We start from the raw sequence: 25788 nt of genomic DNA, 5'->3' as shown, positions 1-25788 counted from the left end.
GGTCAATACCCTTATTCATTGAATCATAAAAGGTGATGCAAAATGAGTAGTCCACAAGAAAATTTATACGATGCAATTCGTATTGTAAAAAGGAAAATCATTCCTTTGGCCTTTATTCTTTACTTTTTTAACTATATGGATCGTGTCAATATTGGGTTTGCTGCATTACGCATGAATGAATCTCTTGGTATTACGCCTGAGGATTTCGCTAATATTTCTTCTATATTCTTCATATCATATTTAATCTTTCAAATTCCGAGTAGCATTGGCTTGCAAAAGCTTGGCGCAAGAAAATGGATTAGTTCCATTATTATCGGCTGGGGAGCGGTAACTGGGCTGATTTTTTTTGCTAAAGATACTCAACATATTTTGCTGGCTCGCATTTTTTTGGGGGTATTTGAAGCTGGCTTTTTCCCGGGCATGGTTTATTATCTTGCATGCTGGTTCCCGGCTCGTGAACGCGGAAAAGTCAATAGTTTCTTCATGTTATCTATTGCTGTTGCATCGGTATTGGCTGCACCGATGTCTGGTTGGATCATCGAGCATTTGAATACCCCGGATTATGAAGGCTGGCGCTGGCTTTTTGCTATTGAAGGTATCCCAACCGTATTCCTTGGCATCCTGACATTTTATTTACTGCCTGACAGTCCAGAAAAGGCTAAATGGCTTACGCCACAGCAGATATCGGCCTTAGTTAATAAATTACGCACTGACAATGAAACCGCAGCTGCATTAAATAAAAATACCAACTCATCCTTTCTTTCCGTAATCAAAAATCCAGTTTTGCTTCAGCTTTCTTTCGCCTACATGTTGATTCAGGCGGCTGCTCTGGCGGCAAACTACTGGTTGCCGGGGTTGGTGAAGGGATTTTCAGCTGATTTTACGGATACTGACGTTGGTTTAATCATGAGTATTCCGTTTATTTTCGCTATGTTCAGCATGCCCTGGTGGGGCTGGCATTCCGATAAAAAGAATGAACGAAAATGGCATGCTGCATTACCCATGTTTCTGGCGGGCTGTGGTTTTCTGATGATTGCTCTTGTCCCCTCAATGTCGTTGAGAATGCTGGGGCTAACGTTCTATGGTGTTGGGATCCTCAGCTATTACGGACCTTACTGGGCGCTGCCTTCTGCATTATTGTCGCCGTCAGGGTTGGCTATCAGCATTGCGTTTATTAACTCATGTTCAAGTCTTGGCGGATTCCTGATTAATAAATCACTAGGATTCGTTTCTACTCATTATGGTGCGACAGGAATATTTATTGTAGAGGCAATACTTTGCTTCGCTGCGGTAGCCGTTCTGGCGTTAATGAAAATTGATGTGAAAAAAGAAAAAAGCCAACAAACAAATGTTGTATCACGAACCTGAAAAATGGAGAAATTATGAAAATTACGTCTATTGAAGTTTTTGACTGTGAATTAAAAAAAAGAGATCAAACGATGTCCTCCTATAATCCAGTACTTATTCGGGTGAATACCGACTCAGGATTAAGTGGTATTGGCGAAGTAGGACTGGCCTATGGCGCAGGCGCTAAAGCTGGCGTAGGGATCATCAGAGATCTGGCGCCATTGATTGTGGGTGAAGATCCATTAAATATCGAAAAAATTTGGGAGTTCTTTTTCAGAAAGACTTTTTGGGGGATGGGGGGCGGAAACGTTTTTTATGCCGGAATGAGCGCTATTGATATTGCACTTTGGGATATCAAAGGTAAATATTTAGGTGTACCTGTTTATCAGCTCCTTGGTGGGAAAACTAATGAAAAATTAAGAACCTATGCTAGTCAGTTACAATTTGGCTGGGGGGATAAACGCCAGATATTAGTGACACCTGATGAATATGCTGAGGCGGCGCGTGCGGCTCTTGACGATGGATATGATGCGATTAAAGTGGATCCACTCGAAATCGATCGTAATGGCGATGACTGTGTTTTTCAGAATAAAAATCGTAACTATTCAGGATTGTTACTGGCCGATCAATTAAAAATGGGGGAAGCGCGAATTGCCGCTATGCGTGAAGCAATGGGGGATGATGCTGATATTATCGTGGAAATCCATTCTCTTCTCGGTACAAACTCAGCTATTCAATTTGCGAAGGCGATAGAAAAGTATCGTATCTTTCTTTATGAAGAACCGATTCATCCATTAAATTCTGATAATATGCAGAAAGTTTCCCGTTCAACAACGATTCCAATCGCCACTGGCGAGCGTTCCTACACAAGATGGGGATACAGGGAATTACTGGAGAAGCAGTCTATTGCCGTAGCACAACCTGATTTGTGTCTCTGCGGCGGAATTACCGAAGGAAAGAAAATCTGTGACTATGCTAATATTTATGACACCACTGTACAGGTGCATGTTTGCGGCGGTCCTGTTTCCACGGTAGCCGCGCTGCATATGGAAACAGCAATTCCCAACTTTATTATTCATGAGCATCATACTAATGCGATGAAAGCATCTATTCGGGAACTTTGTACCCACGATTATCAGCCGGAAAATGGCTATTATGTCGCGCCGGAACAGCCCGGATTGGGTCAGGAATTAAACGATCAGGTAGTGAAAGAATACCTGGCCTATGTGATTAAATAGCATCTGGTGATACTGATTATGGTTTATGCCTCCCGGCATATCCCCTAAATAATTCGAGTTGCAGGATAAAATGGTTAACCGTCTTGAACAGCGCTTGCGCTAACCCCGACGGGGCGAGGCCCAGGGATGGGCCGAGTAACTTGCCGCCAACGCACATGAAACTTGAAGTATGACGGGTATACGCGGGAGGTATTGATTTTCCAGCCTCTTCCTGGCCAGGCCCCGATCTCCCCTGTGTCGCCTCTGAAGCCGATCGCCGATAAACGCCGAGACCACGCTTATAAATGAAGAGAGCATGCGGCACCCGAATAAAGCATTGTCTGGCTGCATTCCGTTTACCAGTACGTGGGCGAATGTGTTATAATTTGCGACCTTTGAATCCGGGATACAGTAGAGGGATAGCGGTTAGATGAGCGACCTTGCGAGAGAAATTACACCGGTCAACATTGAGGAAGAGCTGAAGAGCTCCTATCTGGATTATGCGATGTCGGTCATTGTTGGCCGTGCGCTGCCGGATGTCCGAGATGGCCTGAAGCCGGTACACCGTCGCGTACTTTACGCCATGAACGTATTGGGCAATGACTGGAACAAAGCCTATAAAAAATCTGCCCGTGTCGTTGGTGACGTAATCGGTAAATACCATCCCCACGGCGATTCCGCAGTGTATGACACCATCGTTCGTATGGCGCAGCCATTCTCGCTGCGTTACATGCTGGTGGATGGTCAGGGTAACTTCGGTTCTATTGACGGCGACTCCGCGGCGGCAATGCGTTATACGGAGATCCGTCTGGCGAAAATCGCCCACGAACTGATGGCCGATCTCGAAAAAGAGACGGTGGATTTCGTGGATAACTATGACGGTACGGAAAAAATTCCGGACGTCATGCCGACCAAAATTCCGAATCTGCTGGTGAACGGTTCTTCCGGTATCGCAGTAGGTATGGCGACGAATATCCCGCCGCACAACCTGACGGAAGTGATTAACGGCTGCCTGGCGTATATCGACAACGAAGACATCAGCATTGAAGGGCTGATGGAACATATTCCGGGTCCGGACTTCCCGACCGCCGCGATCATCAACGGTCGTCGTGGTATCGAAGAAGCCTACCGTACCGGTCGTGGCAAAGTGTACATCCGCGCCCGCGCGGAAGTTGAAGCTGACGCCAAAACGGGCCGCGAAACCATCATCGTCCATGAAATTCCCTATCAGGTGAACAAAGCGCGCCTGATCGAGAAAATCGCCGAGCTGGTGAAAGATAAACGCGTGGAAGGCATCAGCGCGCTGCGTGACGAATCCGATAAAGACGGGATGCGCATCGTGATTGAAGTGAAACGCGATGCGGTGGGCGAGGTGGTGCTTAATAATCTCTACTCCCAGACCCAGCTACAGGTTTCCTTCGGTATTAACATGGTGGCGCTGCATCACGGCCAGCCGAAGATCATGAACCTGAAAGACATCATTTCAGCGTTCGTGCGCCACCGCCGTGAAGTGGTGACGCGTCGTACTATTTTTGAACTGCGTAAAGCCCGTGACCGCGCGCATATCCTTGAAGCTCTGGCGATTGCGCTGGCCAACATCGACCCGATTATCGAACTGATTCGCCGCGCGCCAACGCCGGCAGAAGCAAAAGCGGCGCTGATTTCGCGTCCGTGGGATCTGGGCAACGTTGCTGCGATGCTGGAGCGCGCTGGTGATGACGCTGCGCGTCCGGAATGGCTGGAGCCAGAATTTGGCGTGCGTGACGGTCAGTACTACCTGACTGAGCAGCAGGCGCAGGCGATTCTGGATCTGCGTTTGCAGAAACTGACCGGCCTGGAGCATGAAAAACTGCTCGACGAATACAAAGAGTTGCTGGAGCAGATTGCTGAACTGCTGCACATTCTGGGCAGCGCCGATCGCCTGATGGAAGTGATCCGCGAAGAGATGGAGTTAATTCGCGATCAGTTCGGCGATGAGCGTCGTACCGAAATCACCGCTAACAGCGCCGATATTAATATCGAAGATCTGATTAGCCAGGAAGATGTTGTCGTGACGCTGTCTCACCAGGGTTACGTCAAATATCAACCGCTGACGGATTACGAAGCGCAACGTCGTGGTGGGAAAGGTAAATCTGCCGCGCGTATTAAAGAAGAAGACTTTATCGACCGCCTGCTGGTGGCCAACACTCATGACACCATCCTCTGCTTCTCCAGCCGGGGCCGTCTGTACTGGATGAAGGTCTATCAGTTGCCGGAAGCCAGTCGTGGCGCGCGCGGTCGTCCGATCGTCAACCTGCTGCCGCTGGAAGCCAACGAACGTATCACCGCGATTCTGCCGGTTCGTGAGTACGAAGAAGGCGTGAACGTCTTTATGGCGACCGCCAGCGGTACCGTGAAGAAAACGGCGCTGACCGAATTCAGCCGTCCGCGTTCCGCCGGTATTATCGCGGTGAACCTCAACGACGGCGACGAGCTGATTGGCGTTGACCTGACTTCTGGTTCTGACGAAGTCATGCTGTTCTCGGCCGCGGGTAAAGTGGTGCGCTTCAAAGAAGACGCCGTCCGTGCGATGGGGCGTACCGCGACCGGTGTGCGCGGTATTAAGCTGGCGGGAGACGATAAAGTCGTCTCTCTGATCATCCCACGCGGCGAAGGGGCAATCCTGACCGTCACGCAGAATGGTTACGGCAAACGCACCGCAGCTGAAGAGTATCCAACCAAGTCGCGTGCGACGCAAGGCGTTATCTCTATCAAAGTCACCGAGCGCAACGGTTCCGTTGTTGGCGCGGTACAGGTGGACGATTGCGACCAGATCATGATGATCACGGATGCCGGTACTCTGGTGCGTACCCGTGTGTCCGAGATCAGCGTAGTGGGACGTAATACCCAGGGCGTTATCCTTATCCGCACGGCGGAAGATGAAAACGTGGTGGGTCTACAACGCGTTGCTGAACCGGTAGATGACGAAGAACTCGACGCTATCGACGGCAGCGTGGCGGAAGGGGATGAGGATATCGCCCCGGAAGCGGAAAGCGATGACGACGTTGCGGATGACGCTGACGAGTAATGTTATTGCTGTGCGAGGGCCGGATATCCGGCCCTTTTTCTTTGCCGTTGCGGGCTACGTCATTTACCGCTACCTTAGTCACACTCTATTTACATCCTGAGGCGGAGCTTCGCCCCTTTGAAATACCTTGCTTCCTTTCGAACTACGCTGAAAGTCTCGCGCTACTTATTCAGAGCGTTAGCGTTACTCATTTGGCTCTTAATCGCCTTTGTTTCGGTGTTTTACATCGTCAATGCCCTGCACCAGCGGGAGTCTGAAATTCGTCAGGAGTTCAACCTTAGCTCCGATCAGGCGCAGCGTTTTATCCAGCGCACGTCGGATGTGATGAAAGAGCTCAAATATATCGCCGAGAACCGTTTAACGGCGGAAAACGGCGTCATGTCGTCGCGTGCGCGTGATGACAAAATGGTGGTACCGGACTTTGAACCGCTATTCGCCGACTCAGACTGTGCGGCGATGGGCTCCGCATGGCGCGGTTCGCTGGAGTCGCTGGCCTGGTTTATGCGTTACTGGCGCGACAACTTTTCAGCGGCGTATGATCTTAACCGCGTTTTCCTGATTGGCAGCGATAACCTCTGTATGGCGAATTTCGGCCTGCGTGAAATGCCCGTGGAGCGCGATGATGCGTTAAAAGCGTTACATGAGCGGATTATGAAATACCGCAACGCGCCGCAAGAAGAAAGTGGGAATAACCTTTTCTGGATAAGCCAGGGCGCGCGTCAGGGCGTGGGCTACTTTTATGCGCTGACGCCGGTGTATCTGGCCAACCGTCTGCAGGCGCTGCTGGGCGTCGAGCAGTCCATCCGCATGGAAAATTTTTTCACGCCGGGCAGTTTGCCGATGGGCGTCACCATTATTGATGAGAACGGCCATTCGCTGATTTCGTTGGCCGGTCCTGACGGCATTATTAAAGCGGAGCCGCGCTGGATGCAGGAGCGCTCCTGGTTTGGTTATACGCCAGGTTTTCGCGAACTGGTACTCAAAAAAAGCCTGCCGCCATCCTCGCTCAGTATTGTCTATTCTGTGCCTGTAGATTTAGTCCTGGAGCGTATTCGTATCCTTATCCTGAACGCTATCCTGCTGAACGTGCTGGTGGGCGCAGGGCTGTTTACGCTTGCGCGGATGTATGAGCGGCGAATTTTTATTCCGGCGGAGAGCGATGCCCAGCGTCTGGAAGAGCATGAACAGTTCAACCGTAAAATCGTCGCCTCCGCGCCGGTGGGGATCTGTATTCTGCGCACTATTGATGGCGTCAATATTCTGAGTAACGAACTGGCGCACACCTACCTGAACATGCTCACGCATGAAGACAGACAGCGCCTGACGCAAATCATTTGCGGCCAGCAGGTCAACTTTGTTGATGTATTGACCAGCAATAATACCAATTTGCAAATTAGCTTCGTCCATTCCCGCTATCGTAATGAAAACGTCGCGATTTGCGTGTTGGTAGATGTGAGTACGCGCGTCAAAATGGAAGAGTCGCTGCAGGAGATGGCGCAGGCGGCGGAACAGGCAAGCCAGTCTAAATCCATGTTCCTTGCAACGGTCAGCCATGAATTGCGCACACCGCTGTACGGTATCATCGGCAATCTCGATCTGCTGCAAACCAAAGAGTTGCCAAAAGGCGTGGATCGTCTGGTCACGGCGATGAATAACTCCTCCAGCCTGTTGCTGAAAATTATCAGCGACATTCTCGACTTCTCGAAAATTGAGTCGGAACAGCTAAAGATTGAGCCGCGCGAATTTTCACCGCGAGAGGTGATGAACCATATCACCGCCAATTATCTGCCGCTGGTGGTGCGTAAGCAGCTCGGCCTGTATTGTTTTATTGAGCCTAACGTGCCGGTATCGCTGAACGGCGACCCGATGCGTTTACAGCAGGTCATTTCAAACCTGTTGAGCAACGCCATTAAGTTTACCGATATTGGCTGCATCGTGCTGCATGTGCGCTGTGATGGGGATTATCTCAGCATTCGCGTGCGGGATACCGGGGTTGGTATTCCGGCAAAAGAGGTGGTTCGCCTGTTCGATCCCTTCTTCCAGGTGGGAACCGGCGTACAGCGTAACTTTCAGGGGACCGGTCTGGGGCTGGCGATTTGCGAAAAATTGATCAGCATGATGGACGGCGATATTTCCGTCGATTCGGAGCCTGGCATGGGAAGCCAGTTTACGCTGCGCATCCCGCTTTATGGCGCGCAATACCCTGTGAAAAAGAGCGTGGAAGGACTCGCCGGAACCTGCTGTTGGCTGGCGGTGCGCAATACTTCTTTGTGCCAGTTTATTGAGACCAGTCTGGCGCGTAGCGGCGTTCATACGCAGCGTTATGAAGGGCAAGAACCCGCTGCTGACGATATTTTGATTGTCGATGACGCGCTGGAGCATACCTGGCAGGGGAGGGCGGCGGTCGTCTTTTGCCGCCGCCATATCGGGATTCCGTTGGAAAGAGCGCCGGGCGAGTGGGTGCATAGTGTGGCGTCGGTGCATGAGTTGCCCGCGCTGTTGGCGCGTATCTATAGTATTGAGCTGGATAGTGAAGCGCTTTCCAGCGCATTGCCGACGACGGATAAAACCGCAGATTCAAATGACGACATGATGATTCTGGTCGTTGACGATCATCCGATCAATCGCCGCTTGCTGGCCGATCAACTGGGATCGCTGGGGTATCAGTGTAAGACAGCCAATGATGGCGTGGACGCTCTGAATGTGCTGAGTAAAAATGCTATCGATATTGTTCTGAGCGATGTGAACATGCCGAACATGGACGGCTATCGCCTGACGCAGCGTATCCGTCAGCTTGGGCTGACGCTGCCGGTCGTCGGCGTGACGGCGAACGCGCTGGCGGAAGAGAAACAACGTTGCCTGGAGTCCGGTATGGACAGTTGTTTGTCGAAGCCTGTGACGCTGGATGTGTTGAAACAGACGCTGGCGGTGTATGCCGAGCGGGTACGTAAAACGCGGGCATAAAAAATGCCGGATGGCGGCGTCGCCTGTCCGGCCTGCAAAAGATGAGTCGACTGGTAGGCCTGATAAGCGTAGCGCCATCAGGCTGGGTAACGTAAAAGTGATTTATTCTTTGTCTGTCGGACTCAGGGTGACGGAAGAGAGATAGTTGAGCAGCGCGATATCATTCTCTACGCCCAGTTTCATCATCGCCGATTTCTTCTGGCTGCTGATGGTCTTAATGCTGCGGTTGAGCTTCTTGGCGATTTCGGTGACCAGGAAGCCCTCGGCGAACAGGCGTAATACTTCGCTCTCTTTTGGCGACAGGCGCTTGTCGCCGTAACCGCCTGCGCTGATTTTCTCCAGCAGACGAGAAACGCTTTCTGGGGTGAATTTTTTGCCTTTTTGCAGCGCGGCCAGCGCCTTAGGCAGATCGGTTGGCGCACCCTGCTTGAGTACGATCCCTTCAATATCAAGATCCAACACGGCGCTCAGGATCGCCGGATTGTTGTTCATGGTCAGAACGATAATAGACAGGCTCGGAAAATGACGCTTGATGTACTTGATCAAGGTGATCCCATCGCCGTATTTATCTCCCGGCATGGAGAGGTCAGTGATCAACACATGCGCATCTAATTTCGGCAGATTGTTGATCAATGCTGTGGAATCTTCAAATTCGCCGACAACATTCACCCACTCGATTTGTTCAAGTGATTTGCGAATACCGAACAGTACAATCGGGTGGTCATCGGCAATAATTACGTTCATATTGTTCATGTATTGGGCTACCTTGCTACAGCAAGCTTTTGACGTAGGCGTCAATGTCGCTGATATATTTTTCTATACCTGGAGCATCTTTCTCACGAATCAGATGTTCCAGCGTTTCACATAACTGCTTGCCGGGTACCAGATTAAGCATGGCAAACACCCCTTTCAGGCGGTGGGCCGTTTGGGCCAGCGCAGCGAAATCGCTGGTTGCCGCCTCAGTATACAACCTCTTAACATCATCCGGTACTGTGTCTACAAATAGCGCATAATAGCCGCTGGCATGAAGCTCGGCATTTTCATCTCCGCCGAGCGGGGAGGCGGGAATCTCTTCCTGCGCCAGCTGCTCTTCGATAAGTTGTAGTACAGCTTCCTGCATAGCATTGCTCATATTAAAGTTGACGCGCAACTGACCCGGGCCAATTTTCCGCACGCCTGACTCATCATCGCTTAAAAGCAAGCCCGAGGCAGTAAGATTAGACGGATTATCCGTTAAAAAGAGATCATATTCTTGACTTATCTGCCTTTCATCCGGCGTGATGCAGGTGGCGCCCCAGTTTTCTAACTGACGCAGCACAATCGCGCGAACCTCGTTGGACGTCACATCGACCATCACGCTCACGTCGTCCAGCAGGCGCTCTTCGACCTGGGTATGCTGATCGTGAGGAAGCATTTTGACATGAACGGTATAGCGCGTGCCCAGCGTTTCCCGCGCTTTAATGTTGAGATGACCGCCCAGTTTGCGCGCCAGTTGATTGCACAGCCAGAAGGTGAGCGGATTTGCTTTGCCGTAACGGTCGCCCTGCGTTTCATTCATATACGGGAAATGCAGATTATCAATCTCGTTTAACGTTACGCCTTCGCCCGTATCCAGAATACGGAAAGTCAGACGCTCCGCGATAGATTCATCCTGCTCGACTTCAAGCGTAATTTTACCCATAGCGGTCGTCGTGACGGCATACTGAATCAACAGCAGCAAAATCCGGCGCAGGGCGTCGCGATCGCCCCAGCGTTCATCGTTGCCGCTAAGATGGTTATTAATCAGCAGTTGCAGCCCTTTACGCTTAATGGCGGGCAGCACTTCCGGCACGACTTCGTCAATAAGATCCTGCAGGGAGAACAGCGTTGCTTCGCTCTTCCATGCGTCATTTTCCAGCATATTCGCCAGTTGGATTTCATCGATCATACGTACCAATACATCCGCCTGATCCGCCAGTTTCAGGCTTTCCGGCGTGGTGACTGCCGCGGCGTTAACCGCCAGTTGGCGTACGGGCTCTTTAAGCGTGTTGCTGATATTTTGCATAAAGGCGGCACGGCCCTGCTGATTCTTCTCATACAAACGCTGCGCCTGTTTAAGCTTCTTATTCACCAGCACTTCCCGGTCCTGATCGCGGATAATAAAGATCTGCGTGCGGGGGGCGATCTGGCTGCGAAACAGACGGATCTCATACAGTTCGTTATTAATTGTCGCCTGAATCACGCCCTGATGCTGTTCCGCCATGCTGGTAATATTTTGCAGGTTAAGATGCGGCAACAGATGATCGGCGATTTTATTGCTGATCACGGTGCGGTTTCCTTCCTGATCGTAGACCAGCAGACCCAGCGGCAGCAGAGAAACGATCTCTTCATTAATGGCGCGTAAGACGCGAAGCTCGTTATTCGCCGCGTTGCCAGATGTCGATTCCGTCGTCCGTCCCGGCTGATGACGGAACGTAGCGTAGCCAAATAACGCCAACGCCAGCAGCCCGATGTTCAGCAGTAAAGGCAGCAGAATATTTTGCAACGTATCAAGCAAAAGCGTACCGAACGGTACCTGCCAGATCAGGCGCATTCCGGTAGAGTTAAGCGCTGAGGAGATCTCAATTTTTGAACCGTTAAAGCTAATCGTGACGCTATCAGGCGCTTCCTTTTCACTGCTTCGCCCCGTCGCCTGGGTTGCGTCAGGCTCTATCCGAAAACTGTCCAGCGGCATTCCTGGCGGGATTAAATCATTAATGGGCAGATCAAACGCCACCACGGTCGCCAGATGTCCTGGCTGATTGAAGGTCGTGCGCAGCGTAAAATAGTGACCGTTTTGCCAGGCCAGTTTTCGCAATGAGGAGAAACTTTCGCGCTCATCCAGCGCATTTGCCTGTTGCAACATCTCTGCCCGGCGGGAATCGACGATATTGCCAATAGTGGACTCTTTAAAGCCGGAAGAGAGATCTTTCAACGGTAGGGTAGAGATAAGAATCAGGCTGTTATCCTGTCCATTGAGGTAATACATTGACCACGGCACGTTTTCCGCGCCCCACAGCGTATCCAGATAGGTTGACATACGCTGCGTCATTTCCAGCGTGGCGCTGTCATGGGAACCGAAAATCAGCGCTTCAGTTTTACGTCGCGGCTTTTCAAGATAATACACATCCTGCTTCAGACGCGTTTCCTGAAGTCCTTCACCTGTCGATGGCGTAGTGGTCGCGGCGATGTTGTCATAAATTTGCCAGGTAACATACCGCCAGGTATCCACGCGTTTATGAATAGCGTGGGTGATATCGACAATTTGATAGCTTTTGTCTTTCAACCAGGCGTTGACGGCGCTCTGTACCATAACGCCCATCGTTACCAGCAGCACAATGATCAGCAATAAGAAGAAACGGGTAATGCTTCCCGGTAGAAGGGAGAATCGGGTAGAGACCGTTGTGTCAGACTGACTCATTTATGTTTACGACCTGTAAAAGCAACGCTGAAGGTGAAGGGCAGTATAAAGGGTAATGAATGAATTTCCAGACTCTTACGTCATGCCGGGCAACTTAACACGCGCTCCGTCGGCGGGACGGAAAAAGCGTACAACCTTCGCAGAACGGCACAAATATAAAGACTACTTATAAATGTTTAGCACTAAATATCAAGAAATTATTTGCTAATGTCTTACGAACGGTAGAGCTGCGAGAGTAGTGAATAACCGTGATAGTTTTAGGCAGGTAGCATAAATCTGCCGGGTGTGTCTGAAAAAGGGTAAAAAAAACCGAATGCGAAGCATCCGGTTGAAATAGGGGTAAACAGACATTCAGAAGTGAATGACGGTAATAAATAAAGTTAATGATGATAGCGGTCACTATTTTAGTTGCGAATGAAGATTCTGTTTTATCATTCAGTGCTATGAATTTCATCAATTTAACCCATTGATTTTAAAAGTCTCGTGAATATATTTTGTCTATTTGTGCTTATTTTTACTTGATTTTTGCTTTAAAAAAGTTCCGTAAAATTCATATTTTGAAACATCTATGTAGATAACTGTAACATCTTAAAAGTTTTAGTATCATATTCGTGTTGGATTATTCTGTATTTTTGCGGAGAATGGACTTGCCGACTGGTTAATGAGGGTTAACCAGTAAGCAGTGGCATAAAAAAGCAATAAAGGCATATAACAGAGGGTTAATAACATGAAAGTTAAAGTACTGTCCCTCCTGGTACCAGCTCTGCTGGTGGCAGGCGCAGCGAATGCGGCTGAAATTTATAATAAAGACGGCAACAAATTAGACCTGTTTGGTAAAGTTGATGGCCTGCACTACTTCTCTGACGACAAAGGCAGCGACGGCGACCAGACCTACATGCGTATCGGCTTCAAAGGCGAAACGCAGGTTAACGATCAGCTGACCGGTTATGGCCAGTGGGAATATCAGATTCAGGGCAACCAGACTGAAGGCAGCAACGACTCCTGGACGCGTGTGGCGTTTGCGGGTCTGAAATTCGCTGACGCAGGTTCCTTCGATTATGGTCGTAACTACGGCGTAACCTATGACGTGACCTCCTGGACCGACGTTCTGCCGGAGTTCGGCGGCGACACCTACGGCGCTGACAACTTTATGCAGCAACGTGGTAACGGCTATGCCACTTACCGTAACACCGACTTCTTCGGCCTGGTGGATGGTCTGGACTTCGCGTTACAGTATCAGGGCAAAAACGGCAGCGTGAGCGGTGAAAACACCAACGGTCGCAGCCTGCTGAACCAGAACGGCGACGGTTACGGCGGATCGCTGACTTATGCAATCGGCGAAGGCTTCTCTGTCGGTGGCGCTATCACCACGTCTAAACGTACTGCCGATCAGAACAACACCGCTGACGCTCGCCTGTATGGTAACGGCGATCGCGCTACGGTCTACACCGGCGGCCTGAAATACGATGCGAACAACATCTATCTGGCAGCGCAGTATTCTCAGACCTATAACGCAACCCGTTTTGGTACCTCTAACGGCAACAATAAGTCCGACTCTTACGGTTTTGCCAACAAAGCGCAGAACTTTGAAGTGGTTGCTCAGTACCAGTTCGACTTTGGTCTGCGTCCGTCTGTGGCTTACCTGCAGTCTAAAGGTAAGGACATCAGCAACGGCTACGGCGCCAGCTATGGCGACCAGGACATCGTAAAATACGTTGATGTCGGCGCGACTTACTACTTCAACAAAAACATGTCCACCTATGTTGATTACAAAATCAACCTGCTGGATAAAAACGACTTTACCCGCGATGCGGGCATCAACACCGACGACATCGTAGCGCTGGGTCTGGTTTACCAGTTCTAATCAGCAAAAGATGTTGCTAAAGGGCCTGCGGGCCCTTTTTTCATGCCTTATTCCGGCGTACAAATACGACGTTTTGATATACGCTTGCGTCCATTCGAATGAGGATAAACAGCGATGAAAATGACTTTTTGCCGGGCCGTGTGTCTGGCGGCGGCTTTTTTACTTATGGGCTGCGATGAGGCTCCCGAAACGACAACAGCGTCACCTGCCGCTCAGGTGCTGGAAGGTAAGACGATGGGGACTATCTGGCGGGTGAGCGTGGTTGGCATCGATGCGAAACGCGCCGCAGAGCTACAGACTAAAATCCAGACTCAGCTTGATGCTGATGATTGGTTGCTTTCTACCTATAAAAATGACTCCGCGCTGATGCGTTTTAACCATTCACGCAGTCTTGCGCCCTGGCCGGTCAGCGAAGCCATGGCGGATATCGTGACCTCGGCGCTGCGTATTGGCGCGAAGACGGATGGCGCGATGGATATCACCGTGGGCCCGCTGGTCAATCTGTGGGGGTTTGGACCGGATCGGCAGCCGCTGCATATCCCAACACCAGCACAAATCGATGCGGCAAAAGCGAAAACAGGCCTGCAACATTTGCAGGTTATCGACAGGGCTGGACATCAGTTTTTGCAAAAAGATCTTCCGGATCTTTATGTCGATCTCTCCACGGTCGGGGAGGGCTATGCGGCGGATCATCTGGCGCGTCTGATGGAGCAGGAGGGCATTGCGCGTTATCTGGTCTCGGTGGGCGGCGCATTAAGCAGTCGCGGGATGAATGCGCAGGGGCAGCCGTGGCGCGTCGCGATTCAGAAGCCGACCGACCGGGAAAACGCGGTGCAGGCGATTGTGGATATCAACGGGCATGGCATCAGCACCTCCGGCAGCTACCGTAACTATTATGAGCTGGATGGCAAGCGTGTCTCGCACGTTATCGATCCGCAAACGGGGCGCCCCATTGAACACAACCTGGTATCGGTTACGGTTATCGCGCCAACGGCGCTGGAAGCGGACGGCTGGGACACCGGCCTGATGGTGCTCGGTACACAAAAGGCGCAAGAGGTCGTGCGGCGGGAAGGGCTGGCGGTATTTATGATCATGAAAGAAGGTGAAGGCTTTAAAACCTGGATGTCGCCGCAGTTCAAAACGTTCCTGGTGAGCGATAAGAATTAAAACGCAAGATTACGGGTTTTTGTGGGCGGATTTACGGACACACTGCATGTAAGCAAGCACTATGCTTAATGAAGGAGTCTATGATGAAAAAAGCGTTACTTACCGATGATGAATGCTGGCTGCGGGTGCAGGCGCGCGATGCCAGCGCGGATGGGCGTTTCGTTTTTGCGGTGCGAACTACCGGCGTTTTTTGCCGCCCTTCTTGTCGCTCGAAGCGGGCATTACGTAAAAATGTTCGCTTTTTTGCCAACGCGCAGCAGGCGCTGGACGCCGGTTTTCGCCCCTGCAAGCGCTGTCAGCCGGATAATGCGCGCGCGCAGCAACGGCGGTTGGATAAGATTGCCTGTGCCTGCCGTTTACTTGAGCAGGAGACGCCGGTAACGCTGGCGTCTCTGGCGCAGGCGGTGGCGATGAGTCCGTTTCATCTGCACCGTCTGTTTAAAGCGAGCACCGGAATGACGCCGAAAGGGTGGCAGCAGGCGTGGCGCGCCCGGCGGCTGCGTGAGGCGTTGGCGAAAGGAGAGCCGATCACGGCGGCTATTTACCGCGCCGGCTTCCCGGATAGCAGTAGCTACTACCGACATGCCGACCAGACGCTGGGCATGACGGCAAAACAGTTTCGCAAAGGCGGCGATAATGTCTCCGTTCGCTATGCGCTGACGGACTGGGTTTACGGACGGTGCCTGGTGGCGGAGAGCGAGCGGGGGATTTGCGCGATTCTCCCCGGTGATAGCGACGACGCGCTACTGGCTGAATTACACACCCTTTTCCCGGCGGCCCGCCACGAACCTGCTGACGCGCCTTTTCAGCAACGGGTGCGGCAGGTTGTCGCGGCTATCAACACACGCGATGTGCTGCTCTCGTTGCCGCTGGATATCCAGGGAACCGCGTTTCAACAGCAGGTCTGGCAGGCGTTATGCGCAATTCCCTGCGGCGAAACCGTAAGCTATCAACAGCTTGCCGCGACTATCGGCAAACCCACGGCAGTACGCGCGGTCGCCAGCGCGTGCGGCGCGAATAAACTGGCGATGGTGATCCCGTGTCATCGGGTCGTGCGTCGTGATGGCGCGCTCTCCGGTTATCGTTGGGGCGTGCGTCGAAAAGCGCAGCTATTAAAGCGAGAAGCGCAAAAAGAGGAGTAGCAATGCTGGATCTATTTGCTGATGAAGCGCCCTGGCAAGAGCCCCTGGCGCCTGGCGCGGTGGTGTTGCGCCGCTTTGCGTTTCGCGCGGCGCAGTCGCTATTAGACGATATCGGGTTTGTCGCCAGTCAGTCTCCGTTTCGTCAGATGGTGACGCCGGGCGGCTACACCATGTCGGTGGCGATGACCAACTGCGGCGCGTTAGGGTGGACCACCGATCGTCACGGTTATTGTTATGCCGTGCGCGATCCGTTGACCGATAAACCCTGGCCTGCGCTGCCGTTATCGTTTGCCAGCGTATGTCGTCAGGCGGCAATCGCGGCAGGGTATGCGAGCTTCCAACCGGACGCCTGCCTGATCAATCGCTACGCGCCCGGCGCAAAACTGTCGCTGCATCAGGATAAAGACGAGCCGGATCTGCGCGCGCCTATCGTCTCAGTTTCGTTGGGGGTGCCGGCGATTTTTCAGTTTGGCGGCCTGCGTCGCAGCGATCCGCTCCAGCGGATCTTACTGGAGCATGGCGATATCGTGGTCTGGGGCGGCGAGTCCCGGCTGTTTTATCATGGTATCCAGCCGCTTAAAGCGGGCTTTCATCCCATGACCGGTGAATTTCGTTACAATCTCACCTTCCGTCAGGCGGCTGAAAAAGAATAAAAATAAGAATTATTATTGCTGTGCAGGTGGAGTTAGTTAAACTGCGGGCTGTTATTATCGGTCCGGGTTGTATGCATGGAACTTCTTATTCTTGTCTGGCGGCAGTACCGCTGGCCATTTATTAGCGTGATGGCGCTGAGCCTCGCCAGCGCGGCGCTGGGGATTGGCCTGATCGCGTTTATCAATCAGCGCCTGATTGAAACGGTGGACACCACCGTCATGGTGCTGCCGGAATTTCTCGGTCTGCTCCTGTTGCTAATGGTTGTCACATTAGGTTCCCAACTGGCGCTTACCACTCTGGGACACCATTTCGTTTACCGCCTGCGCAGCGAATTTATCAAGCGCATTCTGGATACGCACGTTGAACGCATTGAGCAACTGGGCAGCGCCTCTTTACTGGCCGGTCTGACCAGCGATATTCGCAATATTACTATCGCCTTTGTGCGTCTGCCTGAGCTGGTACAGGGCATTATCCTCACCGTCGGCTCGGCGGCGTATCTGGCGATGCTATCGACAAAAATGCTGCTGGTTACGGCTATCTGGATGGCGGTCACTATCTGGGGCGGATTTGTGCTGGTGGCGCGGGTTTACCAGCATATGGCGACCCTGCGCGAGACCGAAGATAGGCTGTACAACGACTATCAGACGGTGCTGGAAGGACGCAAAGAGCTGACGCTAAACCGCGAGCGTGCGGAGCAGATTTTTCAGCAATGCTATACCCCGGACGCCAAAGAGTACCGTCATCACATTATCCGTGCCGATACTTTTCATCTGAGCGCCGTCAACTGGTCGAATATCATGATGCTGGGGGCGATAGGCCTGGTCTTCTGGATGGCGAATAGTCTCGGCTGGGCGGATACCAACGTCGCGGCGACCTATTCACTGACGTTGCTGTTCCTGCGCACGCCGCTGCTGTCTGCGGTGGGGGCGTTGCCAACGCTACTGACCGCCCAGGTGGCGTTTAATAAACTGAATAAATTCGCGCTCGCCCCGTATAAGCCTGATTTTCCACAGCCGAAAGCCTTTCCCGACTGGAAGACGCTGGAGCTGCGCAACGTGGTTTTTCACTATCAGGATAACGCGTTTTCCGTGGGGCCCATCAACCTGACGATTCACCGCGGCGAACTGCTGTTTTTAATTGGCGGCAACGGTAGCGGGAAATCGACGCTGGCCATGTTATTGACCGGATTATACCAGCCGCAATCGGGAACGATTTTACTTGATGGTCAACCTATTGCCGCCGGGCAGCCGGAAGATTATCGCAAACTGTTTTCTGCGGTGTTTACCGATGTGTGGTTATTCGACCGCCTGCTGGGGCCGCAGGGGAAACCCGCCAATCCCGCGCTGGTCGAAAAGTGGCTTGAGCACCTGAAAATGACGCACAAGCTGGAGCTAAACGACGGGCGCATTTTGAATCTTAAACTGTCGAAAGGGCAAAAAAAGCGCATTGCGCTGCTGCTGGCGCTGGCGGAAGAGCGCGATATTATTTTGCTGGATGAGTGGGCCGCCGATCAGGACCCGCATTTCCGCCGGGAATTTTATCAGGTACTGTTGCCGTTAATGCAGGAAATGGGCAAAACCATTTTCGCCATCAGCCATGATGATCACTATTTTATTCACGCCGATCGTCTGCTTGAAATGCGTAACGGACAGCTAACCGAACTCACCGGCGACGAACGTGACGCCGCCTCGCGTGATGCGGTTGCGCGTACTGCGTAATGGACTATGGCGCCGGATGAACCACCTGATGGCAACCCTACGTCCGCACGCGGGTAGGCCTGATAAGATGCTACGCGTCGCCACCAGGCATCGGGCGAGCGGGTGTCCAGACGTGTTTTAAAAAGAACCCCGGAGCGCTGCGTGAGCCGGCGTGTTCAGATGCCCGGTAAGTGTGACCGGGCAGCGTAACATTATCGCGCGACGGCGTTCTGTACGTTAGCGTCCGCTTTCCAGATGCGGTATTTCACGTCCACATTCGCTGGGGTATACACCACGATCGGCAGCTTGCTGTTGTAGCGCAGCATCCCGTCTTCACCCAGCCAGGCGGTGACGAATTTTTGCTCTTTCTTACCTTCAGGGCAGGCCATCATGGTTGATACCGGAGAGGTGACGTTATCAAAGACATAATAGTCATAGCCCCAGCCTTCCAGCGTTTTTGTTTCCAGCGTGCCGCCGAGGCGATGCTGGTTACAATCCACATTCAGCGTTTGGCCAATCAACAGTTCCACTTTGAGGGTAGATTCATCCTGCTGAGGGGTAAGGGTTATCACTTGCCGCTTCATTCCTTTTTCCGCCTGCGGATAGGGGGCGATTTTCTCCAGCGGCTGGGCGGTATCGCTATTGTTAGCCCAGGCAGAGGCGCTGGCGAGGGCGGCGAAGACGACGGCAGGGACAAACATCTTCATTTGATTGTTCACAGTATTTCCTTTCTGCTGTTTTCGGTATGCACGGACAACAGATTAACACATTCATATTATCTATTAATCTGTATTTACTCATATTTTCAAGATTATTAATAAAATAGCGTCTTTTTATATAGTGGAATATTCCGATATTGATAATGTAAATGGAATTATCAGCTATTAGTGGCTTTCGTTATATAGATAGCTATATAACTCATTGAAATGTGAGAAAAAGCACGTTTACGGGTCTTTACCCGGCACTCTTTTGATCCGGCAACAGCATTTACCTCTATCGGGGTATGCATCTCTTACACATCCTGAAATATCTTATTTACAAAAATAACTACTCATAAATTGTAAGGTTTTTATTGGCATTCACTCCCTATGGAAGCGTGTCGTTATGGAAGGGCGATATCATGGTTGATTTATCCCGTCGAAGCATGTTGACCGGCAGTTGGCGCAACGCCAGCAATGGGATTCTTCCGCCGTGGGCCAGAGAAACAACCTATTTTCTCGCACATTGTCTGCGTTGCGACGCCTGCATCCAGGCGTGTGAGGCCGACATCCTGCAGCGAGGGACGGGGGGATATCCGAGCGTAGATTTCAAACGGGGCGAGTGCAGCTTTTGTTATGCCTGCGCGCAGGCCTGTACTGAATCGCTTTTTCTTCCGCGCCACACCAGGGCCTGGGATCTGATTTTTACACTCACGGAAAACTGCCTCGCCAGGCAATCGGTTGAATGCCATCGTTGCCAGGACAGTTGTGAACCTATGGCCATTACCTTTCGTCCCACGCTATCCGGCATTTACCAGCCGCAGCTTGACTCGCAGGCCTGTAACGGATGCGGGGCGTGTGTGGCTATCTGCCCCGTGTCAGCCATCAAAGCGGAGAACCACCATGCGCACTAACTGGCAGGTCTGTAGCCTGGTCGTGCAGGCCAAAAGTCAGAACATCGCCGCCATTGGCACACAGTTGAACACGTTGCCGGGTTGCGAAGTCGCGTTAAGCGACGTTGAAAGCGGGCAACTGATCGTGGTGGCGGAAGCAGATCAGAGTGAAACGCTGATGCAAACAATTGAGTCAGTACGCAATGTTGAGGGCGTACTGGCGGTGTCGCTGGTTTATCACCAGCAGGATGAGCAAGGTGAGGAAACACCATGAAACTCAGTCGTCGTAGCTTTATGAAAGCTAACGCCGTTGCGGCCGCTGCGGCGGCTGCCGGTCTGAGCGTGCCGGGCGTCGCCCGCGCCGTTGTCGGGCAGCAGGAAGCCATCAAATGGGATAAAGCGCCGTGCCGTTTTTGCGGAACGGGTTGCGGTGTGTTGGTGGGAACGCAGCAGGGCCGTGTGGTCGCCTGCCAGGGCGACCCCGACGCGCCGGTCAACCGTGGTCTGAACTGCATTAAAGGCTACTTCCTGCCCAAAATCATGTACGGCAAAGATCGTCTGACGCAGCCGATGCTGCGCATGAAAGACGGCAGCTATCACAAAGACGGCGAGTTTACGCCGGTGAGCTGGGAACAGGCCTTCGATGTGATGGAAGAGAAGTTTAAAACCTCCCTGAAAGAGAAAGGACCAGAAGCGATCGGCATGTTTGGGTCGGGTCAATGGACCATCTGGGAAGGCTATGCCGCCGCGAAACTGTTCAAGGCTGGTTTCCGCTCTAACAACATCGACCCGAACGCGCGTCACTGCATGGCCTCGGCGGTGGTGGGCTTTATGCGCACCTTTGGCATGGATGAACCGATGGGCTGCTACGACGATATCGAGCAGGCCGATGCGTTTGTGCTGTGGGGTTCCAACATGGCGGAGATGCACCCGATTTTATGGTCGCGCATCACTAACCGCCGTTTGTCCGACCCGAATGTGAAAGTCGCTGTCCTCTCCACCTTCCAGCACCGTAGCTTTGAGCTGGCGGACAACGGTATTGTCTTTACCCCGCAAAGCGATCTGGTGATCCTTAACTATATCGCGAATTACATTATTCAGAACAACGCGGTAAATCAGGATTTCTTCACAAAGCATGTGAACCTGCGTAAAGGGGCGACGGATATCGGCTACGGCTTACGCCCGACGCACCCGCTGGAAAAAGCGGCGAAGAATCCGGGCTCCGATGCTTCCGAGCCGATGAGCTTCGACGAGTATAAAGCCTTCGTGGCGGAATATACGCTGGACAAGACCGCTGAAATGACCGGCGTGCCGAAAGATCAACTGGAACAGTTGGCGCAGCTCTACGCCGATCCGAATAAGCGCGTGATCTCTTACTGGACGATGGGTTTTAACCAGCATACTCGCGGCGTGTGGGCGAATAACCTGGTTTACAACCTCCATCTGCTGACCGGAAAAATCTCCCAGCCTGGCTGCGGTCCTTTCTCGCTGACCGGCCAGCCTTCCGCCTGCGGTACGGCGCGTGAAGTGGGAACCTTCTCACACCGTCTGCCCGCAGACATGGTCGTGACGAACGAAAAACACCGTGATATCTGCGAAAAACACTGGCAGATCCCTGCTGGTACTATCCCGGCAAAAGTGGGTTTACATGCGGTGGCGCAGGATCGCGCGTTGAAAGACGGCAAGCTGAACGTCTACTGGGTAATGTGTAATAACAATATGCAGGCCGGGCCGAACATCAATGAAGATCGGATGCCGGGCTGGCGCGATCCGCGTAACTTTATCATTGTCTCCGATCCTTACCCGACGGTGAGCGCGCTGTCTGCGGATCTGATCCTGCCGACCGCCATGTGGGTTGAGAAAGAAGGCGCTTACGGCAACGCCGAACGCCGCACGCAGTTCTGGCGTCAGCAAATTAAAGCGCCGGGCGAAGCTAAATCCGACCTCTGGCAACTGGTGCAGTTCTCCCGTCGTTTTAAAACCGAGGAGGTCTGGCCGGAGGCGTTGCTGGCCCAGAAGCCGGAGCTGCGCGGTAAAACGCTGTATGACGTTCTGTTCGCCACGCCGGCGGTCAGCAAATTCCCGCTGAGCGAGCTGAAAGAGGATCAGTTAAACGATGAGTCTCGTGAACTGGGCTTCTATCTGCAAAAAGGGTTGTTTGAAGAATACGCCTGGTTTGGACGTGGCCACGGGCACGATCTGGCGCCGTTCGACGATTACCACAACGCGCGCGGTCTGCGCTGGCCGGTCGTCGAAGGCAAAGAGACGCAATGGCGTTACAGCGAAGGCAACGACCCGTATGTAAAAGCGGGGGAAGGGTACAAATTCTACGGTAAACCGGATGGCAAAGCGGTGATCTTCGCGCTGCCATTTGAACCCGCGGCGGAGTCGCCGGACAACGAGTACGATCTGTGGCTTTCCACCGGTCGCGTGCTGGAACACTGGCATACCGGCAGTATGACGCGCCGCGTGCCTGAATTGCATCGCGCCTTCCCGGAAGCGGTGGTCTTTATTCACCCGCTGGATGCGAAAGCGCGCGATCTGCGTCGTGGGGATAAGGTTAAAGTGTCGTCCCGCCGCGGCGAAGTGATTTCGATTGTCGAAACGCGTGGACGTAACCGTCCGCCGCAGGGACTGGTGTATATGCCGTTCTTCGATGCCGCTCAGCTAGTGAACAACCTGACGCTGGATGCGACGGACCCGCTCTCTAAAGAGACGGACTTCAAGAAGTGCGCCGTTAAACTGGCGAAGGTGTAACGCGTTATGTCCCGTACAGCGAAACCCCAAAATGGCCGCCGCCGCTTCCTGCGTGATGTTGTGCGCACTGCGGGCGGGCTGGCGGCGGTTGGCGTGGCGCTGGGCTTGCAACAGCAAACCGCGCGCGCAACGGGCGTGCGGCTGCGTCCGCCTGGCGCGCTGAATGAAAATGTCTTCGCCAGCGCCTGTGTGCGCTGCGGGCAGTGCGTTCAGGCGTGTCCATACGACACGCTAAAACTGGCGACGCTGGCCTCCGGGCTATCGGCAGGCACGCCCTATTTCGTCGCTCGCGACATCCCCTGCGAAATGTGTGAAGACATTCCGTGCGCCAAAGTCTGCCCCAGCGGGGCGCTGAATAAAGATATCGCCTCCATTGATGACTCGCGCATGGGGCTGGCGGTGCTGCTGGATCAGGAAAACTGCCTCAACTTTCAGGGGCTGCGCTGCGACGTTTGCTACCGCGAATGCCCGAAAATCGATGAGGCCATCACGCTGGAGCTGGATCGCAACATGCGCACCGGCAAACATGCGCGCTTTCTGCCCACCGTACACAGCGACGCCTGTACCGGCTGCGGCAAATGCGAAAAAGTCTGCGTACTGGAGCAACCAGCGATAAAAGTGTTGCCGTTGTCATTGGCGAAAGGGGAGTTAGGACACCATTACCGCTTCGGCTGGCTGGAGGGGAAAGATGGCAAATCGTAAACGCGACGCCGGGCGAGAAGCGCGGGCGAAAAAAGGCTGGTGGCGTAGCCACCGCTGGCTGGTGTTACGCCGTATCAGCCAGTTTATGGTGCTGGGGATGTTTCTCAGCGGCCCGTGGCTGGGCTTTTGGGTTTTGCATGGCAACTACAGCAGTAGTTTGCTGTTCGATACCCTCCCGTTGACCGATCCACTGATTACCCTGGAAAGTCTCGCCAGTGGACATCTTCCCGCTACCGTGGCGCTGACGGGAGCAGTGATTATCACTGTGCTGTATGCGCTGGCGGGAAAGCGATTATTTTGCAGTTGGGTTTGCCCGCTAAACCCCGTTACCGATTTGGCTAACTGGATGCGCAGGAAATTTGACCTGAACCAGTCTGCGACGATTCCACGCCATATACGGTACGTCCTTCTGGTGGTGGTGTTAATCGGTTCGGCGTTGACCGGCACGCTGCTGTGGGAATGGATTAATCCCGTGTCGCTGTTAGGCCGTAGTCTGGTTATGGGATTTAGTAGCGGCGCGTTGCTGATTATTGCTTTGTTTTTATTTGATTTATTAGTCGTTGAGCACGGTTGGTGCGGTCATATTTGCCCGATGGGCGCGCTGTATGGCGTGCTGGGCAGTAAAGGCGTAGTGACCGTGACGGCCAAAAAACGTGAGAAATGTAATCGCTGTATGGATTGTTTTCATGTTTGCCCGGAACCGCATGTGCTACGTGCGCCGGTGCTGGATGAGCAAAGCCCGGCGCAGGTCACTCACCGCGACTGCCTGACCTGCGGTCGCTGTGTGGATGTCTGTTCTGAGGATGTTTTTACAATAACGATACACAACATCATTCGGGATGCATCGCGGCGGTAAGCGAGGAAATCCCCAGGAGCATAGATAACGATGTGACTGGGATTTTCGAGCGCAGCCAACAAAGAGGCAGCTCGAAGGATGAAGTGTAAATGCGATGGAGTTCGGGAGCGAAACAATGAAAAGCCATGACCTGATGAAAGCGCTGTGTCAATGGATGGCCACGCTTGCCCTGGTGGTAAGTGGTGCGGTTTGGGCGGCAAACGGAGTGGATCTGAGCCAGTCGCCGGAAGTATCCGGGACGCAGGAAGGGGCGATTCGTATGCCGAAAGAGCAGGAACGTATGCCGCTAAATTACGTCAACCAGCCGCCGATGATCCCGCACAGCGTCGAGGGCTACCAGGTGACGACCAATACCAACCGCTGTCTGCAATGCCACGGCGTGGAAAGTTATCGTACGACGGGCGCGCCGCGTATCAGTCCGACGCACTTTATGGACAGCGACGGTAAAGTGTCGGGCAACGTCGCGCCGCGTCGTTATTTCTGCCTGCAGTGCCACGTACCGCAGTCTGATACCGCGCCGATTATCGACAATACCTTTACCCCCTCGCAAGGTTACGGGAAATAAGAGGTCATTATGGAAAATTCTAACCGTAAACCTGGCTGGATAAAGCGCGTCTGGCGATGGTGGCGCAGCCCCAGCCGCCTGGCGCTGGGGACGCTGCTGTTAATCGGTTTTATCGGCGGCGTCATCTTCTGGGGCGGCTTCAATACCGGAATGGAAAAGGCTAACACCGAAGAGTTTTGTATTAGCTGCCATGAAATGCGCAACACGGTGTATGAGGAGTATATGGAAACCGTCCACTACAACAACCGTAGTGGCGTTCGCGCCACCTGTCCTGACTGCCATGTGCCGCATGAGTGGGGGCCGAAGATGATCCGTAAGATCAAAGCCAGTAAGGAGCTGTATGCGAAGGTATTTGGGCTGATAGATACACCGCAGAAATTTGAAGCTCATCGCCTGACAATGGCACAAAATGAGTGGCGGCGCATGAAAGACAACAACTCGCAGGAATGCCGTAACTGCCACAATTTCGACTTTATGGATCTGACCGCGCAAAAAGGCGTCGCGGCGAAAATGCACGATCAGGCGGTAAAAGATGGACAGACCTGTATCGATTGCCACAAAGGGATCGCGCATAAACTGCCGGATATGCGTGATGTTAAACCAGGTTTCTGACAGGACGTTGATGAGTGGGAATGCTTGAAGCCAGAGATCTGTACTGCGAGCGGGACGAGAGGACGCTGTTTCGCGGGCTGTCGTTCACCGTGGACGCCGGGGAGTGGGTGCAGGTCACCGGCGGCAACGGCGCCGGAAAAACCACCC

At 52.8% G+C, this 25788-nt stretch carries 20 protein-coding genes; 17 read left to right on the top strand and 3 right to left on the bottom strand.

The window, feature by feature from the left end; all coding sequences use genetic code 11:
- Positions 1-42 precede the first annotated feature (42 nt).
- The 4 genes from J4614_RS16880 to rcsC all read left to right on the top strand — a co-directional run bounded on the left by J4614_RS16880 (position 43) and on the right by rcsC (position 8595).
- Complete coding sequence (locus J4614_RS16880) at positions 43-1368, top strand: MFS transporter (protein WP_000098078.1); 1326 nt, start codon at positions 43-45, stop codon at positions 1366-1368.
- A 14-nt stretch (positions 1369-1382) separates the two neighbouring features.
- On the top strand, positions 1383-2585 hold the full coding sequence (locus J4614_RS16875; protein WP_031601994.1) for a mandelate racemase/muconate lactonizing enzyme family protein: 1203 nt from the start codon (positions 1383-1385) through the stop codon (positions 2583-2585).
- A 409-nt stretch (positions 2586-2994) separates the two neighbouring features.
- The gene (gene gyrA / locus J4614_RS16870) at positions 2995-5631 is read left to right on the top strand and encodes a DNA topoisomerase (ATP-hydrolyzing) subunit A (protein ID WP_001281274.1); all 2637 of its coding nucleotides are present in this window, start codon (positions 2995-2997) and stop codon (positions 5629-5631) included.
- A 117-nt stretch (positions 5632-5748) separates the two neighbouring features.
- Positions 5749-8595 (top strand): two-component system sensor histidine kinase RcsC, encoded by a 2847-nt coding sequence (rcsC, locus tag J4614_RS16865; protein ID WP_000876072.1) that lies wholly within the window; start codon positions 5749-5751, stop codon positions 8593-8595.
- 102 nt (positions 8596-8697) lie between these two features.
- Here the strand turns inward: rcsC and rcsB are convergent, their stop codons facing one another.
- Positions 8698-9348, bottom strand: coding sequence for a response regulator transcription factor RcsB (gene rcsB / locus J4614_RS16860; protein ID WP_001061919.1), 651 nt, complete (start codon positions 9346-9348; stop codon positions 8698-8700).
- A 16-nt stretch (positions 9349-9364) separates the two neighbouring features.
- Positions 9365-12034: a phosphotransferase RcsD gene (gene rcsD, locus J4614_RS16855; protein WP_000083205.1), complete on the bottom strand. Its 2670-nt coding sequence runs from the start codon at positions 12032-12034 to the stop codon at positions 9365-9367.
- 727 nt (positions 12035-12761) lie between these two features.
- On the opposite strand from rcsD, the gene J4614_RS16850 reads away from it, so the two are divergent.
- From J4614_RS16850 to J4614_RS16830, 5 genes are all read left to right on the top strand, one after another.
- Positions 12762-13898, top strand: a complete 1137-nt coding sequence (locus tag J4614_RS16850; RefSeq protein ID WP_000865520.1) for a porin OmpC — start codon at positions 12762-12764, stop codon at positions 13896-13898.
- A 114-nt stretch (positions 13899-14012) separates the two neighbouring features.
- Complete coding sequence (gene apbE, locus J4614_RS16845) at positions 14013-15065, top strand: FAD:protein FMN transferase ApbE (protein ID WP_000784299.1); 1053 nt, start codon at positions 14013-14015, stop codon at positions 15063-15065.
- A gap of 80 nt (positions 15066-15145) precedes the next feature.
- On the top strand, positions 15146-16207 hold the full coding sequence (ada, locus tag J4614_RS16840) for a bifunctional DNA-binding transcriptional regulator/O6-methylguanine-DNA methyltransferase Ada (RefSeq protein WP_000975970.1): 1062 nt from the start codon (positions 15146-15148) through the stop codon (positions 16205-16207).
- 2 nt (positions 16208-16209) lie between these two features.
- The gene (gene alkB, locus J4614_RS16835; RefSeq protein WP_000884989.1) at positions 16210-16860 is read left to right on the top strand and encodes a DNA oxidative demethylase AlkB; all 651 of its coding nucleotides are present in this window, start codon (positions 16210-16212) and stop codon (positions 16858-16860) included.
- Positions 16861-16935: 75 nt separating this feature from the next.
- The gene (locus tag J4614_RS16830; protein ID WP_024155120.1) at positions 16936-18579 is read left to right on the top strand and encodes a multidrug ABC transporter permease/ATP-binding protein; all 1644 of its coding nucleotides are present in this window, start codon (positions 16936-16938) and stop codon (positions 18577-18579) included.
- Positions 18580-18770: 191 nt separating this feature from the next.
- Here the strand turns inward: J4614_RS16830 and eco are convergent, their stop codons facing one another.
- The gene (gene eco, locus J4614_RS16825; protein ID WP_001550295.1) at positions 18771-19265 is read right to left on the bottom strand and encodes a serine protease inhibitor ecotin; all 495 of its coding nucleotides are present in this window, start codon (positions 19263-19265) and stop codon (positions 18771-18773) included.
- A gap of 413 nt (positions 19266-19678) precedes the next feature.
- Here eco and napF point away from each other — a divergent pair, with 413 nt between their 5' ends.
- The 8 genes from napF to J4614_RS16785 form a co-directional block, all read left to right on the top strand.
- Positions 19679-20170, top strand: coding sequence for a ferredoxin-type protein NapF (napF, locus tag J4614_RS16820; RefSeq protein ID WP_000228072.1), 492 nt, complete (start codon positions 19679-19681; stop codon positions 20168-20170).
- Positions 20160-20423, top strand: a complete 264-nt coding sequence (napD, locus tag J4614_RS16815) for a chaperone NapD (RefSeq protein WP_001260058.1) — start codon at positions 20160-20162, stop codon at positions 20421-20423. Before napF ends, napD begins: the two co-directional genes overlap by 11 nt.
- Positions 20420-22906, top strand: a complete 2487-nt coding sequence (napA, locus tag J4614_RS16810; RefSeq protein WP_000778097.1) for a nitrate reductase catalytic subunit NapA — start codon at positions 20420-20422, stop codon at positions 22904-22906. The genes napD and napA overlap by 4 nt, the downstream gene beginning before the upstream one ends.
- 6 nt (positions 22907-22912) lie before the next feature.
- The gene (gene napG / locus J4614_RS16805) at positions 22913-23608 is read left to right on the top strand and encodes a ferredoxin-type protein NapG (RefSeq protein WP_000091679.1); all 696 of its coding nucleotides are present in this window, start codon (positions 22913-22915) and stop codon (positions 23606-23608) included.
- On the top strand, positions 23595-24464 hold the full coding sequence (gene napH / locus J4614_RS16800) for a quinol dehydrogenase ferredoxin subunit NapH (protein WP_023214981.1): 870 nt from the start codon (positions 23595-23597) through the stop codon (positions 24462-24464). Before napG ends, napH begins: the two co-directional genes overlap by 14 nt.
- 115 nt (positions 24465-24579) lie before the next feature.
- Positions 24580-25029 carry a nitrate reductase cytochrome c-type subunit gene (gene napB / locus J4614_RS16795; protein WP_000835182.1) on the top strand — a complete coding sequence of 150 codons (450 nt, stop codon included), beginning with the start codon at positions 24580-24582 and terminating at the stop codon, positions 25027-25029.
- A gap of 9 nt (positions 25030-25038) precedes the next feature.
- The gene (gene napC / locus J4614_RS16790; protein ID WP_023214980.1) at positions 25039-25641 is read left to right on the top strand and encodes a cytochrome c-type protein NapC; all 603 of its coding nucleotides are present in this window, start codon (positions 25039-25041) and stop codon (positions 25639-25641) included.
- 20 nt (positions 25642-25661) lie between these two features.
- On the top strand, positions 25662-25788 hold a 127-nt coding region (locus tag J4614_RS16785; RefSeq protein WP_116781764.1), incomplete at its 3' end, for an ATP-binding cassette domain-containing protein.

The organism is Salmonella sp. 32031103-2018-00083-FB-01-SM-01, assembly GCF_017571995.1.
Classification (GTDB): domain Bacteria; phylum Pseudomonadota; class Gammaproteobacteria; order Enterobacterales; family Enterobacteriaceae; genus Salmonella; species Salmonella enterica.
The sequence above is the reverse complement of the archived record's forward strand: the minus strand, read 5'-3'. Positions and strand labels throughout refer to the sequence as shown.